This is a genomic window from Erythrobacter sp. 'gip.4 top 5' (assembly GCF_056495765.1).
Window position 1 is genome coordinate 1,858,690 of sequence record NZ_CP200270.1, and the last position, 15,238, is coordinate 1,873,927.

The 15,238-nt window shown below is 61.0% G+C and carries 12 protein-coding genes and 1 tRNA gene; 7 read left to right on the top strand and 6 right to left on the bottom strand.

Annotated elements, in window-relative coordinates:
* Positions 1-7: 7 nt before the first annotated feature.
* From ACRANW_RS08890 to ACRANW_RS08900, 3 genes are all read right to left on the bottom strand, one after another.
* Positions 8-646, bottom strand: a complete 639-nt coding sequence (locus ACRANW_RS08890) for a class I SAM-dependent methyltransferase (protein WP_479431452.1) — start codon at positions 644-646, stop codon at positions 8-10.
* Entirely contained in the window at positions 646-1,860 is a 1,215-nt protein-coding gene (locus tag ACRANW_RS08895) for a BtaA family protein (protein WP_479431453.1), read from the bottom strand. The genes ACRANW_RS08890 and ACRANW_RS08895 overlap by 1 nt, the downstream gene beginning before the upstream one ends.
* Positions 1,861-1,943: 83 nt before the next feature.
* Complete coding sequence (locus ACRANW_RS08900; RefSeq protein WP_479431454.1) at positions 1,944-2,921, bottom strand: threonine ammonia-lyase; 978 nt, start codon at positions 2,919-2,921, stop codon at positions 1,944-1,946.
* A gap of 63 nt (positions 2,922-2,984) precedes the next feature.
* Between ACRANW_RS08900 and ACRANW_RS08905 the strand changes: the two genes are divergently transcribed.
* From ACRANW_RS08905 to ACRANW_RS08925, 5 genes are all read left to right on the top strand, one after another.
* Positions 2,985-4,211, top strand: a complete 1,227-nt coding sequence (locus ACRANW_RS08905; protein ID WP_479431455.1) for a saccharopine dehydrogenase family protein — start codon at positions 2,985-2,987, stop codon at positions 4,209-4,211.
* Positions 4,211-5,404 carry a carboxynorspermidine decarboxylase gene (locus tag ACRANW_RS08910; protein ID WP_479431456.1) on the top strand — a complete coding sequence of 398 codons (1,194 nt, stop codon included), beginning with the start codon at positions 4,211-4,213 and terminating at the stop codon, positions 5,402-5,404. Before ACRANW_RS08905 ends, ACRANW_RS08910 begins: the two co-directional genes overlap by 1 nt.
* Positions 5,405-6,069: 665 nt before the next feature.
* A complete protein-coding gene (locus ACRANW_RS08915) occupies positions 6,070-7,275 on the top strand; it encodes a type III PLP-dependent enzyme (RefSeq protein WP_479431457.1) in 1,206 nt (401 codons plus the stop codon).
* 359 nt (positions 7,276-7,634) lie between these two features.
* Positions 7,635-7,922, top strand: a complete 288-nt coding sequence (locus ACRANW_RS08920; RefSeq protein ID WP_479431458.1) for a PQQ-dependent sugar dehydrogenase — start codon at positions 7,635-7,637, stop codon at positions 7,920-7,922.
* A gap of 5 nt (positions 7,923-7,927) precedes the next feature.
* Positions 7,928-8,647, top strand: coding sequence for a PQQ-dependent sugar dehydrogenase (locus ACRANW_RS08925; protein ID WP_479431459.1), 720 nt, complete (start codon positions 7,928-7,930; stop codon positions 8,645-8,647).
* A 172-nt stretch (positions 8,648-8,819) separates the two neighbouring features.
* Here ACRANW_RS08925 and ACRANW_RS08930 read toward each other — a convergent pair.
* Positions 8,820-8,894 (bottom strand) — tRNA-Asn (locus ACRANW_RS08930).
* A gap of 87 nt (positions 8,895-8,981) precedes the next feature.
* On the bottom strand, positions 8,982-9,776 hold the full coding sequence (locus tag ACRANW_RS08935) for an NAD kinase (RefSeq protein ID WP_479431460.1): 795 nt from the start codon (positions 9,774-9,776) through the stop codon (positions 8,982-8,984).
* Between the two features lie 144 nt (positions 9,777-9,920).
* Here ACRANW_RS08935 and ACRANW_RS08940 point away from each other — a divergent pair, with 144 nt between their 5' ends.
* Both ACRANW_RS08940 and ACRANW_RS08945 read left to right on the top strand, forming a co-directional pair.
* Positions 9,921-10,751, top strand: a complete 831-nt coding sequence (locus ACRANW_RS08940) for an EAL domain-containing protein (RefSeq protein ID WP_479431461.1) — start codon at positions 9,921-9,923, stop codon at positions 10,749-10,751.
* A 154-nt stretch (positions 10,752-10,905) separates the two neighbouring features.
* A complete protein-coding gene (locus ACRANW_RS08945; protein WP_479431462.1) occupies positions 10,906-11,691 on the top strand; it encodes a transglutaminase-like domain-containing protein in 786 nt (261 codons plus the stop codon).
* Positions 11,692-11,708: 17 nt separating this feature from the next.
* Here ACRANW_RS08945 and mfd read toward each other — a convergent pair whose 3' ends face one another.
* Positions 11,709-15,209 (bottom strand): transcription-repair coupling factor, encoded by a 3,501-nt coding sequence (mfd, locus tag ACRANW_RS08950; protein ID WP_479431463.1) that lies wholly within the window; start codon positions 15,207-15,209, stop codon positions 11,709-11,711.
* Positions 15,210-15,238 lie beyond the last annotated feature (29 nt).

Genomic DNA, 15,238 nt, shown 5'->3' on the forward strand with positions numbered 1-15,238 from the left:
CCTGTGATCAGGCGCTCAGCACGTGAAGCTGATAGTATCCCAGCGGGCCGCGCCAGCTTTCCAGTCGCAGCCCCCGTGCATGGGCAATACGGGTGGCGGCGGCAGGCAAGGCGGCGCGGGGTTTCACGTGAAACTTTGCAAGCCACCCCCTGAGCAGGGTCTGGAGCGGTCTGGGCAGGCCCTGGAGATCACCAAAATCCACCACGTGCAGCTGGCCGTTATCGGTCAACTGGCCTGCCGCGTGATTAAGCGCGCTTTCCCAATCGGGAATCATCGATAGCGAGTACGACAGTACGATCCGTTCAAACGCAGGTTCGCCCAGCAGGCTGAGCGGGTCGAACGCACAGGCATCGCCTGCACCCAGCCGCGCCTCAGCCCCCAGCGCCGCGCGCGCGCTTTTCAGCATTTCGGCGGAGATATCGAGACCGAAGAGGCGCACGTCCGGCCACGCCTTGCCGATCTTGGCAAGGTTGCGCCCGGTGCCGCAGGCGACCTCAAGCACACGCATACCGAGCCGCGCATTTAGCCCGCCGATCAGCGTATCGCGCCCGAACAGGTAATATTTGCGCGTCAGGTCATAGATATGGCGTTGCCCGCGATAGACCTCGTCCATCAACGCGGCATGGGAGGGGTTGAGGCTCGTCATCAGGCCAGCTCATACACATGCACGCCGCCATAGATCGACGAACGATCGCGGCGGGTGCAATCAGCGGAGGTTTCTTCCAGATAGCGCCACCGCCCAAGGATTGCATCGTCCAACCGTCCTGTCAGCAGGCTCGGTTCGGCAGCAGTGCGGAACAGCACGCGGGCGCCGGGGCGGCTGGCACGTGTGATTTTGCTCCACAGATCATCCAGCTGCGAGTTGTTCATCCAGTCTTGCGCGTCGAGCAGCACGAAGCGATCCATGCTGGCCTCCTCGCGTGCGCCGATCCAGTCGACCATATTGGCGCGGGTCACATCCAGCCGGTCAATCCGGTCCTTCATCGCCTCCCAGTTGGCGCGCTGAAGATAGGGCGGCAGCGGCGCATTTTCGGCGCGGCTGTATCCGCGCCCGAAGGCCTGCCAGGCGAAATAATTGTCCTTCACCTCGAAATCGCAGGCGAGCTTTTCCAGCCGCCGCCGCAGTACTTCGGCCATGCGTTCATCGCCGGCGAGATGTTCGAACTGTGCCGGCGGAATTCCAAGGCCAAACAGCGAGGCGGGCTGATCGGTCAGCCAGCGGATGAACTTTTTCTCGAACACCGGGGCAAGCTCACGCTCGAACACAGCGCGCTGTTCTTCCAGGGTTTGCGCTTCGAGCACCTTGGAAAGATCGATCTTGTAAAGTTTCGCAAAAACATGGGCCAAGCCGATGAAATTGCCAAGCAAACCTTTGCGGTAAATCCCGCGCGTGAAGTAAGAAATACGCTTGCGACCGTGAATGTCGCGCTTTTCCCAATAGGCACGGCTGACCAGATCAAGATGCGGCGCGATCATGGTCTTGTAGACCTCGGCGTTTTCCTTGTGATCGGCGTGCGCGAAGAAACGGTGGAAGCGTTCGTAATTGGGCAGGTGTTTGATGGCCGCGATCTTGAGCTGTCCCAGTGCGACGTGCGCGTGGTTCAGGTCCACCGCGGTCACGCTTTCAGGGTTCGCGGTGAGATAGGACAGCGCGTTGCAGCTGCCGCTGGCGATACACATGAGGCGGCTGTCGGGCTGAATATCAAGCGCTTCCATGTCCACCACCGGGTCTTCCCAGATCTGGGCATAGACAAGGCCCTTGAAGGCCAGCGCGAAAGCCTTGTCGAGCAGCTTATCGCTGACCTTTGCGTCCTTGCGGATCACCGCATCTTCAATGATGCCTTTTGCCTGTGTCGCCATGTGACCGGGGTACCTTTTTCCCGTTACTTGAGGCGTCTGTCATATGGCCGGAGAATGTCGGCTATGTGACGGTATCCACAGGCTCAATCCGGGCCCGTCAGCATCGCTGCGAAAGCCGCCGGATCGGCATTGCCCCCGGTGAGCATGATGACCGTGTCTGCGTCCACCGGCACCTTGCCCGCCAGTGCCGCCGCCAGCGCCGCCGCGCCGCCCGGTTCGACCACCAGCCGAAGCTGGGCAAAGGCAAAGCGCTGGGCCACGCGCACCTCGGCATCAGTAACGGCAACGCCGGATTCGGCGCGGCCTTTCAGCACGGCGAGGTTGACCGGCTTGGTCGCATTGGGTTGCAGTGCGTCGCAGATTGTTTTGGGGGCATCGGGCGCGGCCTGCACGATGGCGCCGGTCGCCATGGCCTGCCCGACCATGTCCCAGCCCTCTGGTTCGACCGGATAGATCGCGCTATCGGGTGCGCCGAGCGAAAGACCCGCCGCCAGTCCCCCGCCGCCGCAGCAGGCGATGATGCGGGCAGGGGCGTGGCCCAATTGCGCAGTGATTTCGATGGCGGCGCTGCCCTGTCCCTCAATGACCCACGGATCACCAAAGGCATGGACCAGTGTTCCGCCGCGCTCCTTGATCAGCGCCGCTGCGACGGCATCGCGGTCTTCTCCCCCCTGTTCTAAGGGAGCGCGCTGATACAACACCACCTCGGCCCCCAGCGCCTTGGTGTTGGCAAGTTTCACCGCGGGCGCATCGTGCGGCATGACGATCGTCGCGCGGATGCCAAGCCGCTTTGCCGCCCACGCCACGCCTTGCGCATGATTGCCCGATGACACCGCAACCACGCCGCCGGCGCGTTCCTCGGGCGAAAGGCTGACGAGCCGCCACCACGCGCCCCTGATCTTGAATGCGCCGATAGGTTGCAGGTTATCGGCCTTGACCCATGCCCGCACACCGCCAATTTCTACCGGCAGAAGTGGGGTGGGGGGCAAGATCGCGGCCACGGCCTCGGCTGCGGCCCGCACGCCATCGGCGGTCGGCATTCTGACATCTGTCTGGATCATTTGTCCCCCGGTCCGCGTTGCCCTAAGGCGCACGCAAGATTCGCATTACGAAAGGCTCCTATCATGTCGGCTGCAAAATCCACTACGGTGCTCGTTATCGGTGCCGGCGGGGTCAGCTCGGTCTGCGTCCACAAGATGGCGTTCAACCCGGACATCTTCCCTGAAATCCACCTCGCCAGCCGCACCAAATCCAAGTACGATGCGATTGCCGCCAGCGTGAAAGAACGCTGCGGGCGCGATGTGGTGACCTACGAGATCGATGCCGAGGAGGTCCCGGCGATGGTCAACCTGATCCGCAAGACCGGCGCAAGCCTCGTCGTCAACCTCGCGCTGCCCTATCAGGATCTGCCGATCATGGACGCCTGCCTGGAAGCGGGCGTGGATTACATGGACACCGCCAATTACGAGCCCAAGGACGAGGCCAAGTTCGAATATCACTGGCAGTGGGCCTATCAGGATCGCTACGCCCAAGCAGGCCTGATGGCGTTGCTGGGCAGCGGCTTCGATCCCGGCGTGACCAGCGTTTTCACCATGTGGCTGAAGAAGCACAAGCTCAAGACCATCCGCCAGCTCGACATTCTCGATTGCAACGGCGGCGATCACGGTCAGCATTTCGCCACCAACTTCAACCCGGAAATCAACATCCGCGAAGTGACCGCGCCTGCGCGTCATTGGGAGAATGGCGAATGGGTGGAAACGCCGGCAATGCAGGTGAAGACCGAGTTCGACTTCGAAGCGGTGGGCAAGAAGAACGCTTACCTCATGTACCACGAAGAGCTGGAAAGCCTCGCCAAATTCGTGCCCGAACTGGAGCGCGCGCGGTTCTGGATGACCTTTGGTGATCAGTACATCACCCACCTCACCGTGCTGCAGAATGTCGGCATGACTTCGATCGAGCCGGTCAAATATCAGGGCCGCGACATCATCCCACTGCAATTCCTTGCCGCCGTGCTGCCCAAGCCTGAATCGCTGGGTGAGACGACCAAGGGCAACACCAATATCGGCGTGATCGCCACGGGCGAGGCGCTGGATGGCAGCGGCGAAAAGACATTCTACATCAAGAACATCTGCTCGCATGAGGCCGCTTACGAGGAAACCGGCAATCAGGCCGTCAGCTACACCACCGGCGTGCCTGCCATGATCGGCGCAGCGATGATGGTGCGCGGCGATTGGCGCGGGGAGGGCGTATTCAATATCGAACAGATGGATCCCGATCCCTTCATGGAGATGCTGAACGCCCACGGCCTGCCTTGGACGGTTGAGGAAATGGACGGGCCGGTCGCGTTCTGATGCAAACGAAAGCCGGTGATCCGGGCGCCTTTGCCCATTTCGATCTGTCGCGTGTCGATAGTCCTGCGTTCGTGGTGGACGCGGCCAAGCTGCGTGACAATTGCCGCGTGCTGGCGGGCGTGCGGGATGCCGCAGCGGCTGATGGCGCGGACATCAAGGTGTTCGCGGCGCTCAAGGCGTTTTCGATGTGGTCGGCTGCGCCCATCATCGGCGAATATCTCGATGGCGTCTCCACCTCCGGCCTGTGGGAAGCGCGGCTCGCCAGCGAGTTCTACGATGGCGAGATCGCGACCTATTCCGCAGCCTTCAAGCCCGAGGATCTGGAGGAGGTCTGCCGCCTGTCGGATCACGTGATTTTCAACTCGCCGTTCCAGCACCAGCGGGCGCGGCTGATCCTTGAACACGCGGTGGCGAATGGTGCGAGCGTCAGCGTAGGGCTACGGATCAATCCGCAAATCGTCACAGGCGAGGTCGCCAAATACGATCCCAGCGCTCCCGGCTCACGCCTCGGCTTCCCGCTCGACCAGCTGACTGAAGAGCATATGGAGGGGGTGGAAGGCATCCATTTCCACAATCTGTGCGAACAGGATTTTGAGCCCTTGAAGGCCACGTGGGACCGGGTGTTCGACGTGATCGAGCCGTTCTTCGGTCAGCTCAAATGGATTAACATGGGCGGCGGTCACCACATCACCCGCGCCGACTACCAGCGCGCGGAACTGGTGGAGTTTCTCAAGGACGCGGCGGAGGATACCGGCTGCCAGATCATTCTGGAACCCGGCGAAGCGGTCGCGCTGGATGCCGGCATTCTGGTCGGCACGCTGCTCGATACGATGTTCAATGAAGTGCCCATCGGTATCAGTGATATCAGCGCAACCTGCCATATGCCCGATGTGCTTGAAGCGCCCTATCGTCCCGCCATGCTGGGCGAGATGGCTGGCGAGGACGTTATCCCGATTAGGCTGGGTGGGCCGTCGTGCCTCGCAGGCGACGTGATCGGCGATTACCGTCTGCCGGTGCCCGCCGAACCGGGTGCGCGCTTCGCGTTTCTCGATCAGGCGCACTATTCGATGGTCAAGACCAACACCTTCAACGGAGTCGCCTTGCCGTCGATCTGGATGTGGGATTCCGAAACCGACGCACTCGAATGCATCAAGCGGTTCGAGTATTCCGACTTCCGCGACCGGCTTAGCTGAAGTCGCCCGGGCGTGGCAGGTGACTTTCAAGCACCTGCCCGCGTTCGTTCTGACTGATCGCGAGGGCAAACCCGGCCACGCGATCAGCGTGCCGGCCGCGATGCTGACAAACTGCCGGGCAAAGGCAGAGCGCACGGCACGGTGTCGCCGATAACGATGTGCAATTGCCCGGCGCGCTCGATAATCTGCCAATTCTGGACGAAGCCTTTCGCGATCTGAAGGCCACCGCGAAGCTTTAATTGCTCCAGAATCAGCTTGGCGATATCGAGGACAAGCTGGCTGCCGCGCGCCGGGCGCTCAACGCTGCCGTGGCCCGTCAGAACTTCTCGCGCGCGTGTCTTTCCCTGCGATTGTGATTGCAGGCGCCCACCGTTTTGCCGATGCCGATCTTCACCGGCTTGATGCGAGCGAGTATCGCATTGTGGAGCACATGCCGAAAATCGGGTTCTGAACGGCTGGATTCTTCAGATGTTCGTCATACTCCGGTCGCGCAGACGTCATCGTCTTCAAAAAGAAACATTTCACCCCGGCTCAGGGCATTTTTCGTTTGCAATTTTGCCACAAGGCCTTAGTTGCCCCTCTCCCGCTGCCCCAAGGGGACTTCCTAACCGCAAGGCAGCTTGTCGTTTTATGGTTTCATCAAACCGTTTCGGGGGTCCCTTGAGTTGCACATTTTTCCTGACGCTAAGGCTGTAGTTCGCGCTCTTTCGCCGGACGAACCCGTAATTCTTAACCGCCCGCATGCCGCGCGGCGCGCCGCCCGTTACTTCGTTGAGAAGTTTCCGGGCAAGGTGCTGTACGCGGTGAAAGCCAATCCCGCACCGGATCTGATTTCGGTGTTGTGGGAGGGCGGCGTCACCCATTTCGACGTGGCTTCGATCACCGAAGTGCGCCTGGTGCGGGGCATTCTGCCTGCGGCCGTGCTGTGCTTCATGCATCCGGTAAAGACTCCGGCCGCGATCCGCGAAGCCTATTTCGAACACGGCGTACGCACCTTCAGCCTCGACACGGTTGAAGAGCTTGAGAAGATCATCGACGCCTGCCGCTCGCCTGAAACCGGCGAAGCGCCGCGCGATCTGCGGCTGTGCGTGCGCCTGCGCGTTTCGAGCGAGTATTCGGAACTCAGTCTCGCCTCCAAGTTTGGCTGTGATCTGATCGAGGCGCCCGCGCTGCTGCGCGAAGCGCGTCAGCATTGCGACTGGCTGGGCGTCTGCTTCCACGTTGGCAGCCAGGCCATGACGCCGTTCGCCTTCGTTCAGGCGCTCGACCGCACCCGCGCAGCGATTGCCGAGGCTTCGGTGGTGATCGACATGATCGACGTTGGCGGCGGCTTTCCGAGCGCCTATCCCGGCCTCGAACCGCCACCGATGGAAGATTACTTCGCGATCATCGCCAAGCATTTCGAGAGCCTGCCGATTGCCTATAATGCCGAGTTGTGGTGCGAGCCCGGCCGGGCATTGTCGGCCGAGTACTCCTCGATGATCGTTCAGGTGAACAAGCGCCGCGGCGAAGAACTTTACATCAATGACGGCGCCTATGGCGCCCTCTACGATGCCGCCCATGTCGCCTGGCGTTTCCCCGTCAAGGCGCTTGAGGATGATCTCATCCAGGACGATGAAGACTTCGCGTTCTACGGGCCGACCTGCGACGATGCCGATTACATGAAGGGCCCGTTTGCGCTTCCTGCGGACATTCAGGCGGGCGACTACATTGAGATCGGAATGCTCGGCGCATATGGCGCGGCGATGAAGACCGGTTTTAACGGCTATGGCAACGCTCAGGTCGTGATGGTTGCGGACGAGCCGATGATGAGCCTGTTCAACGGTACGCGCGTGCGCGAAGCGACCGACAATGTGGTGAGCCTGCGCTAGGATCCTCTGGCCGTTCCGGACAGGTGGCAGGGCTGTGGTTATTTCATGAGGTCGCCCCCCCCGCTGAAATGCTTCGGAACGAGATCGGATTCGAAACGGCCACCCGACAACTTTATGCGTTGAGTGGATCCGGATCAGGTTGCGCTCGGAGGTGGAAATACCAGTAAATTCAAATAAAAAAAATCTCTTCGGGTGCGTTTCTTTTTGTCGCGGTGCTAATGTCGGGCTGTGGTTCTGATGAAAGTGCGCCGCCGCCGCCCATGATTGTGGCGCCAACGCCAACGCCAACGCCCCCTAATCCCGCGCCTATCACTGGACTGTCGCAGACAACCATTGCCGAGGTTCCTCTGCCATGGGATTTGGTTGTGCTGGATGACGGACGTGTTCTGGCAAGCAGCCGGACGGTGCCGGGCACGATGACGCTTGTTTCTCCTGATGGCGCAAAGGCAAGTCTGTCTGGCTTGCCGGATTCCGTTGTTATGCTGGACATCGAATTGGCCCCCGACTTCGCGGCGTCTCGGGTTGTATACTTCAGCTACATGTATCGCGATATCAACGCACCGCGCATCGGCAGAGGTGCTGACGACCCAAACAATTTTGCTGAGGGCGTAGCGATCGGCAAATTGTGCCGAGCGGCAATCAGCTAGCAACAGTGCAGACGATCTACCGCAGTGCGCCAATTGTTTCGCCGAACAGGATTGGCCAACCCGGTGCCCGCATCGTATTTAGCCCAGACGGGCGATATCTGTTTATGACACTTGGGGATCGGCAGGAAGAGGACTTTAATTATCTGTTCTCTTTGGCCAACGGCACCGGGAAGATTATTCGTATCTTTCCGGATGGCACGATCCCAACGGACAACCCTTGGTTTAATGTACTAGGCGCAGCGCAACAGCTTTGGTCACGAGGGCACCGCAATCCGTATGGTTTGGCTTTCTCGGCTGACGGCTTTTTGTGGTCGTCTGAACATGGGCCCACAGGTGGCGATGAGTTTAACGTGATCGCGTCAGGTGTGAATTATGGCTGGCCCGCAGTAACGAATGGCACGCTTTCGGGCTCAACCATCGGCAGACACGCACCGGACCACGGCTTTATTGCGCCTGTTATTACGTGGACGCCCGCCATCGCGCCTGCTGGCATGCTCCGCTATGTCGGAAACGAATTTTTCGATTGGAATAACGATTTTCTGCTGACCGGTTTGCAACAGCGCGGTATTGTTCGGGTCCGGACGCGAGGGATCGAAGCGCAGGAAATGCAGCGGATCGATCTAGGCGCACGCATCCGCTCCATTGCACTTGCGCGAGACGGCGGGCTGTTTGTCATCACAGACGGCGAGAATGGTGAAATACGGCGGTTGACGCCTATTCGGTAGGAATGGACGCGGATCAACGCGTTTGCATCGTACCTGTTGTCCGCAGCGAATTGATGGATCGACCCAATGGTTGATGGCAGGATGACCTTACCTTTGTAAGGTTGGCGTCGCAACCAATGCCCAGCGCCATCGGACGCGCCGATCCTATCAATCTACGGTTTTTGGTAAAAATTGGCTCCCCGAGTAGGATTCGAACCTACGGCCAAGTGATTAACAGTCACCTACTCTACCGCTGAGCTATCGGGGAGCAACTCTTCCAAGCGGTCTCAGGAAGAGCGGAGAGGCGCGTATATGGGGGGTGCTGCGCGATTGCAAGGGGGTTTTGACCGATCCATCACGCTGTGATGAATTGTTCGGCCACGATCCGCTCTTCCAGGCTCTGGCCGGGATCGAACAGCAATGTCAGCGCAGTATCCTGCGCGATTTCGAGCCGCACTTCGCCAATATCGCGCAGCTCTTTCTGGTCGGCTACGGCGGAAACGGGACGCTTGGCTGGATCGAGCACCCGCAAAACGATCTTCATCCGGTCCGGCAGAATCGCACCGCGCCAGCGCCGCGGACGGAAGGGGCTGATCGGGGTCAGGGCCAGCATCTTGCTGCCCAGCGGCAGAATGGGGCCATGCGCTGAAAGATTATAGGCCGTCGATCCCGCCGGTGTCGCCACCAGAACGCCGTCACACACCAGCTCGCGGATCCGCACACGATCGCCCACGCTGACTTCGATCTTCGCGGTCTGGCGGGTTTCGCGCAGCAGCGAGATTTCGTTGATCGCGTTCATCACATGAATTGCGCCATCCTGTGTCTCGGCTTCAACGCGTAGCGGCGCGATCGACCAATGACGGGCCTTGTTGACGCGCGCAGCGATGGCGGCCCGCTTGTCATAGCGGTTCATCAGAAAGCCGATCGTGCCAAGATTCATCCCATAAGCGGGGATCACGCGTCCTGCATCCAACATCGCATGAAGGGTCTGGAGCATGAACCCATCGCCGCCCAGCACAACCACAGCATCGGCCTCTTCCAGCGGCACCCAGTCCCCCTGACTTCGAAGTGCCTCGTAGCCTTCTATTGCGCGAGGTGTATCCGACGCGAGCAGCGCCAGCCGCTCAAACCCCGTATCGTTGGTCGCCACGTTTTCCCCTCCGGTCGCCGTTACGCTTTATCCCCGGCGTATCGCTAGGCGTTCGTCCTGATGTGCCAGTTTCGGGCGGATTGCAATTGATCCGGGGCAGGTTTGTATTCAGTGATAAAGAGGCAACGATGTAAAAGGAACAGGATGGAACAGGGTCGAACATCGTTGCGTGGCTCGGCGCGCGGACGCTTTCCGGGTGTCAGCCCGGAGGTGTTGGAGGCGGATTTGCTACGGGCCCTCGACAGGCGCGAGATCGAAGTGCTGTTCCAGCCGCAGTTTTCGTGCGTGACAGGCGCGCTGACCGGAGCCGAAGCGCTGGCGCGCTGGCGGCATCCCACCCTGGGGGCCGTGGGCGCGCGTGATTTGTTCGCCGTGGCTGAGCGAGCGTCGCTGGTCGCCCCGCTTTCGCGCCATGTGGTTGCACGCGCGCTGGAAGATGCGGCGACTTGGCCCGCCAACCTGACGCTTTCGCTTAACATCACCCCCGAAGAACTTGGCGATCCCCGGTTTGCGGCCGATTTTGCTGCGTTGATCGGCCGCTCTGTCATCGCTCCGCATCGCCTGATGCTGGAAATCACCGAAGATCTTTTGCTGCGCAATCTGCCGCAGGCGGCAAGCGCGCTGAAGGCGCTTCGGGGCCTGGGCTTTCGCACCGCGCTGGACGATTTTGGCGCAGGCTTCTGCAATTTCCGGTACTTGCGTGAGCTTCCTCTGGATGCGTTGAAACTGGACATGGCGATGGTTGAAGGTGTGCCTGCAGACGCCACGGCGTTGGCCGTTTTGCGCGCGATCATTGCCTTGGCTAAGGCCTTGGGCCTCGCGGTCTATGCCGAGGGGATCGAAGACGAAATCCAACGCGCTGCGATCACGGCAGAAGGGTGTGATTTCTGGCAGGGTTTCCTTCGCGCACAACCGATGCCGAGTGAAAGCGTGCTTGCGCTTGCACGGACCGCCCGGGGCATGGGGCACGGTTGATCGCTGTGCTAAACCAGCGCTCAACCGCTCATTACGGCAGCACAGATGAGAACGCCGCCGATTTCACGATCTGCCACGAAACAAAGCGGTGTTCGGGCGGTTTTTGCAGTGCGTGACGCCTCGCGCGCAACCTCTCCCGAATGGATCGATAATCGTGAAGCTTAAAATCAACGTCCAGCTCGACTACTGGTTCGAGCAAACCTGCGATGTCCTTATGCAAATTGAAGCCGCCGCTGCCTTGGGACAGGTGATTGAACACGCGCACATCAATGTTGCGCCGATCGAGCATTTCTCGCGGGTTTCTGCTCAGGATGACATCGGTGAGCGTATCTGGCTTCAGGCCCAAGGGCGGGTGATAGTGGATTATGAGGCGATCATAGCGATTGACCGGCAACAGGTGGATTACAAGGCCTTACTGGCCGTTCCTCTGCACGAATTGCCGGGTGACGCCGTGCCCTATCTTTTGCCGTCACGCTATTGCCCCTCGGACCAGTTCGCGGACATTGCTGCAGAACAATTCAGCGGGCTCGAAGGCGGCGCTTTGATTGCAGCAATTTGTGATTGGGTTGCCGGTCATCTGTCTTACGTGCCGGGATCGAGCAATGCCGAAACAACCGCGCTCGATACCTACGCAGACAAGGAAGGCATCTGCCGTGATTACGCGCATCTGGTGATCGCGCTGGCCCGTGCGAGCGATATTCCGGCCCGGATCGCGAGTGTTTACGCTTTGGGCGTCACGCCCCCCGATTTTCACGCAGTTGCCGAGGTGTTTCTGGGCGGCGCGTGGCACATGGTCGATGCTACCGGCATGGCCGATGTCGGCGCAACGGCCTTGATTGGAGTCGGGCGCGATATTGGCGATGTCGCCTTTCTGACAGCATTTGGAACGCTGGAGATGAAGGGGCAATCCGTCTCAGTGTCAGCCGCCGATCCTTCCTGAACGCAGGGCATCTGGCGCTAGGCCGCCTTTTTCACCTTCGCCGCCTTTTTTACGATGCCTGACAGCCCTTTGGTCAACTGAAACAGACCGTTAAGGCGGCTTTGCGGATCGCCCCAGGCACGGTTGATCACAAGCTTCATGTCAGGGCGCAGCTTGGCTGTGTCTTTGCCGCCTTCATTGAGCCGGTCCACATAGGCGAGAAGGCCCAGCGGATCGGGGAAATCGTCCTTGTGGAAAGTCACCAGCGTCCCGCGTGCACCGACATCGATTTTGGCGACGTTGGCACCGATCGCCTGATGTTTGATTTCGATCAGGCGAATGAGGTTCTTGGTCGGCTGCGGCAGATCACCGAAGCGATCGATCATTTCGGCGGCAAGGCTTTCAATCTCGTTCTGCCCCTCGGCTTGGTTCAGGCGCCGGTAGAGCGCCATGCGCACCGCGAGATCGGGAACATACTCCTCGGGAATCATGATCGGCGCATCGACGGTGATTTGCGGGGTGATCTTGTCGCGTGCCGGCGCGAGGCCCATTTCGCCGGCCTTTGCAGCCAGGATCGCCTCTTCAAGCATTGCCTGATAGAGTTCAAAGCCCACTTCGCGGATGTGGCCGGATTGCTCGTCACCCAACAAATTGCCTGCGCCGCGAATGTCGAGATCATGGCTGGCAAGCTGGAAGCCAGCTCCCAGACTGTCGAGATCGCCCAGCACCTTCAGCCGCTTTTGCGCGACTTCCGAAAGGGCCGTACCCGCTTCGTGCGTCAGATAGGCATAAGCGCGCAGCTTGGCCCGCCCGACACGTCCACGCAGCTGGTAGAGCTGGGCGAGGCCGAACCGGTCAGCCCGATGGATGATGATGGTGTTGGCGGAAGGAATATCGAGCCCGCTTTCGACGATGGTGGTCGATAGCAGCACGTCATACTTGCGGTCGTAAAATGCGCTCATCCGCTCCTCGACCTCGCTGGGTGACATCTGGCCATGAGCGGAGACCGACTTGATTTCGGGCACGTGTTCGCGCAGCCATTCCTCGACATTGGCCATGTCTGAAATGCGGGGCACGACGATGAAGCTCTGTCCGCCACGATGATGTTCGCGCAGCAGGGCTTCGCGCATCACCATGTCGTCCCACTCCATCACATAGGTGCGCACCGCAAGGCGGTCGACCGGTGGGGTCTGAATGGTGGAGAGTTCGCGCAGGCCGCTCATCGCCATTTGCAGCGTGCGCGGGATCGGCGTGGCGGTGAGGGTGAGGACGTGAACGTCGGCGCGCAGCTGTTTCAGCTTTTCCTTGTGGTTGACACCGAACCGCTGTTCCTCGTCCACGATCACCAAGCCGAGGTTCTTGAAGCGGGTGGTCTTGGACAAGATCGCATGGGTGCCGACGACAAGATCGACCTGGCCGTTTTCCAGCCCCACACGGGTCTCTGCGGCTTCCTTTGATGTCACAAGCCGCGAAAGGCGGCCAACCTGCAACGGGAAGCCGGCGAAGCGCTCGGCAAAGTTCTGGTAATGCTGACGGGCGAGCAAGGTGGTGGGGGCGACGACTGCGACCTGCTGGCCGTTCATTGCCGCAACGAAGGCTGCGCGCAAGGCGACTTCCGTCTTGCCGAAGCCGACATCGCCGCACACCAGCCGGTCCATCGGACGCCCGCTATCCAGATCGCCCAGAACGTCAGCGATGGCGCGTTCCTGATCTTCGGTTTCCGACCATGGGAAGCGATCGGTGAATTGCCCGAAGCTGGCGGGATCGGCGGGGAGGGCGGGGGCCTGGCGCAAGGCCCGCGCGGCGGCGACCTGCATTAGCTCGCCCGCGATCGCGGTAATCCGTTCCCTCAGCTTTGCACGGCGGCGCTGCCACGCCTCACCGCCGAGCCGGTCAAGCTGAACGGCAATTTCGGAGGAGCCATAGCGGCTGAGGACGTCGATATTCTCGACCGGGATGAACAGCTTGTCGCCGCCTGCGTATTCAAGCGCGACGCAATCGTGCTGGCTCTTGCCGACCGCAATCGGTTCAAGCCCGAGGTAACGTCCGATCCCATGTTCGATGTGCACCACCAGATCGCCGCGGGCCAGCGCCTGCAGTTCAGCGAGGAAGGCGTCGGAATCCTTGCGCTTCTTCTTGCGCCGCACCAGCCGGTCACCCAGCATATCGGCTTCGGTGACCAGCTCCATCGTGTCGCTGGCAAACCCGGTTTCGAGCGGGAGCACCACAACCGCAGTTGAGTTCTTGGCCGCCAGGCCCAAGGCCTGCTGCCAACTGTCAGCCAGCGCGGTCGGCGCACCGGCTTCCTCAAGAATCGCGGCGATCCGCCGGGCGCTGCCTTTGGAATAGGCCGCAATCAGCGACTTGCGCGCCGATTTGGCCGTCGACTTGAAATGCCCCGCTGCGGCTTCGTAGACGTTTTCGCCGCGCCCGCGCTCGGGCGAGAAGTCACGGGCCGAACGGAAACCGAAATCCAGCACGTTCGCGCTGTCGTCGGCGGCAAAGCCAGTGGCGCGGTGAGCGGGCATTGCGGCGAGCGCAGTGTCGAATTCGCCGCGCGTCAAATAGAGCGCGTCAGGCTTGAGCGGACGGTAACTGCCCTTCTTCTCGCCGGCGATGCTGCCGCGCTGCTGGTGATAATCGGCAATGTCCGTCAGTCGTTCCTCGGCGGCGCCGATTGCGCCCTGGTCGATGATGACCACGTCATCCTTGCCCAGATGATCGAACAGGCTTGCCATCCGCTCTTCAAACAGCGGCAGCCAGTGCTCCATGCCCGCCAGCCGCCGCCCATCGGACACCGCCTCGTAAAGCGGATCCTGCGTGGCGTTGGCGCCGAAGAGTTCACGGTAACGGGTGCGGAAACGCTTGATGCTGTCTTCGTCCAGCAGCGCCTCGGACGCCGGGAGCAGCAGGTGCTCGTCGATCCGTTCCACGGTGAGCTGCGTCGCGGGGTCAAACAGCCGCAGGCTTTCCAGTTCGTCCCCAAAGAAGTCGAGCCGCAGGCCAGCATCGAGACTGGACGGGAAGATGTCGACAATCGATCCGCGCACGGCAAATTCGCCATGGTCGATCACGGTGTCGGTGCGCCCGTAACCCTGCCGGGTCAGCAATGCGGCAAGGCTTTTGTGGCCGATCGACGTGCCGACGCGAAACTCGCGCACGCTCTCGCGCACCCGGAACGGGGTCAGCACGCGCTGCAACACGGCATTCACCGTGGTGACGAGCAATTGCTGGGCAGAGCCGGGCTGTTGCAAGCGATGCAGCGCGGCGAGGCGTTCGGCGCTGATCGAGAGGGCCGGGCTGGCGCGGTCGTAGGGCAGGCAGTCCCACGCGGGGAAGACGACCACTTCAATCTCGGGCGCGAAGAAGTGCGCCGCTTCGGCGGCGGCGCGCATGGCGGCATCGTCGGGCGCGATGAACACAGCCCGCTGCTTTGCCGCGCGGGCCAGATCGGACAGCACCAATGGCAGGCCGCCCCGCGGAAGCGAGGCAAGGGTCAGCGGTTCACGGGCCGCGAGGATGCGGTTGAGATCGGGCATAGGTTTCCAGTCAAGCGGCACGGGACCAA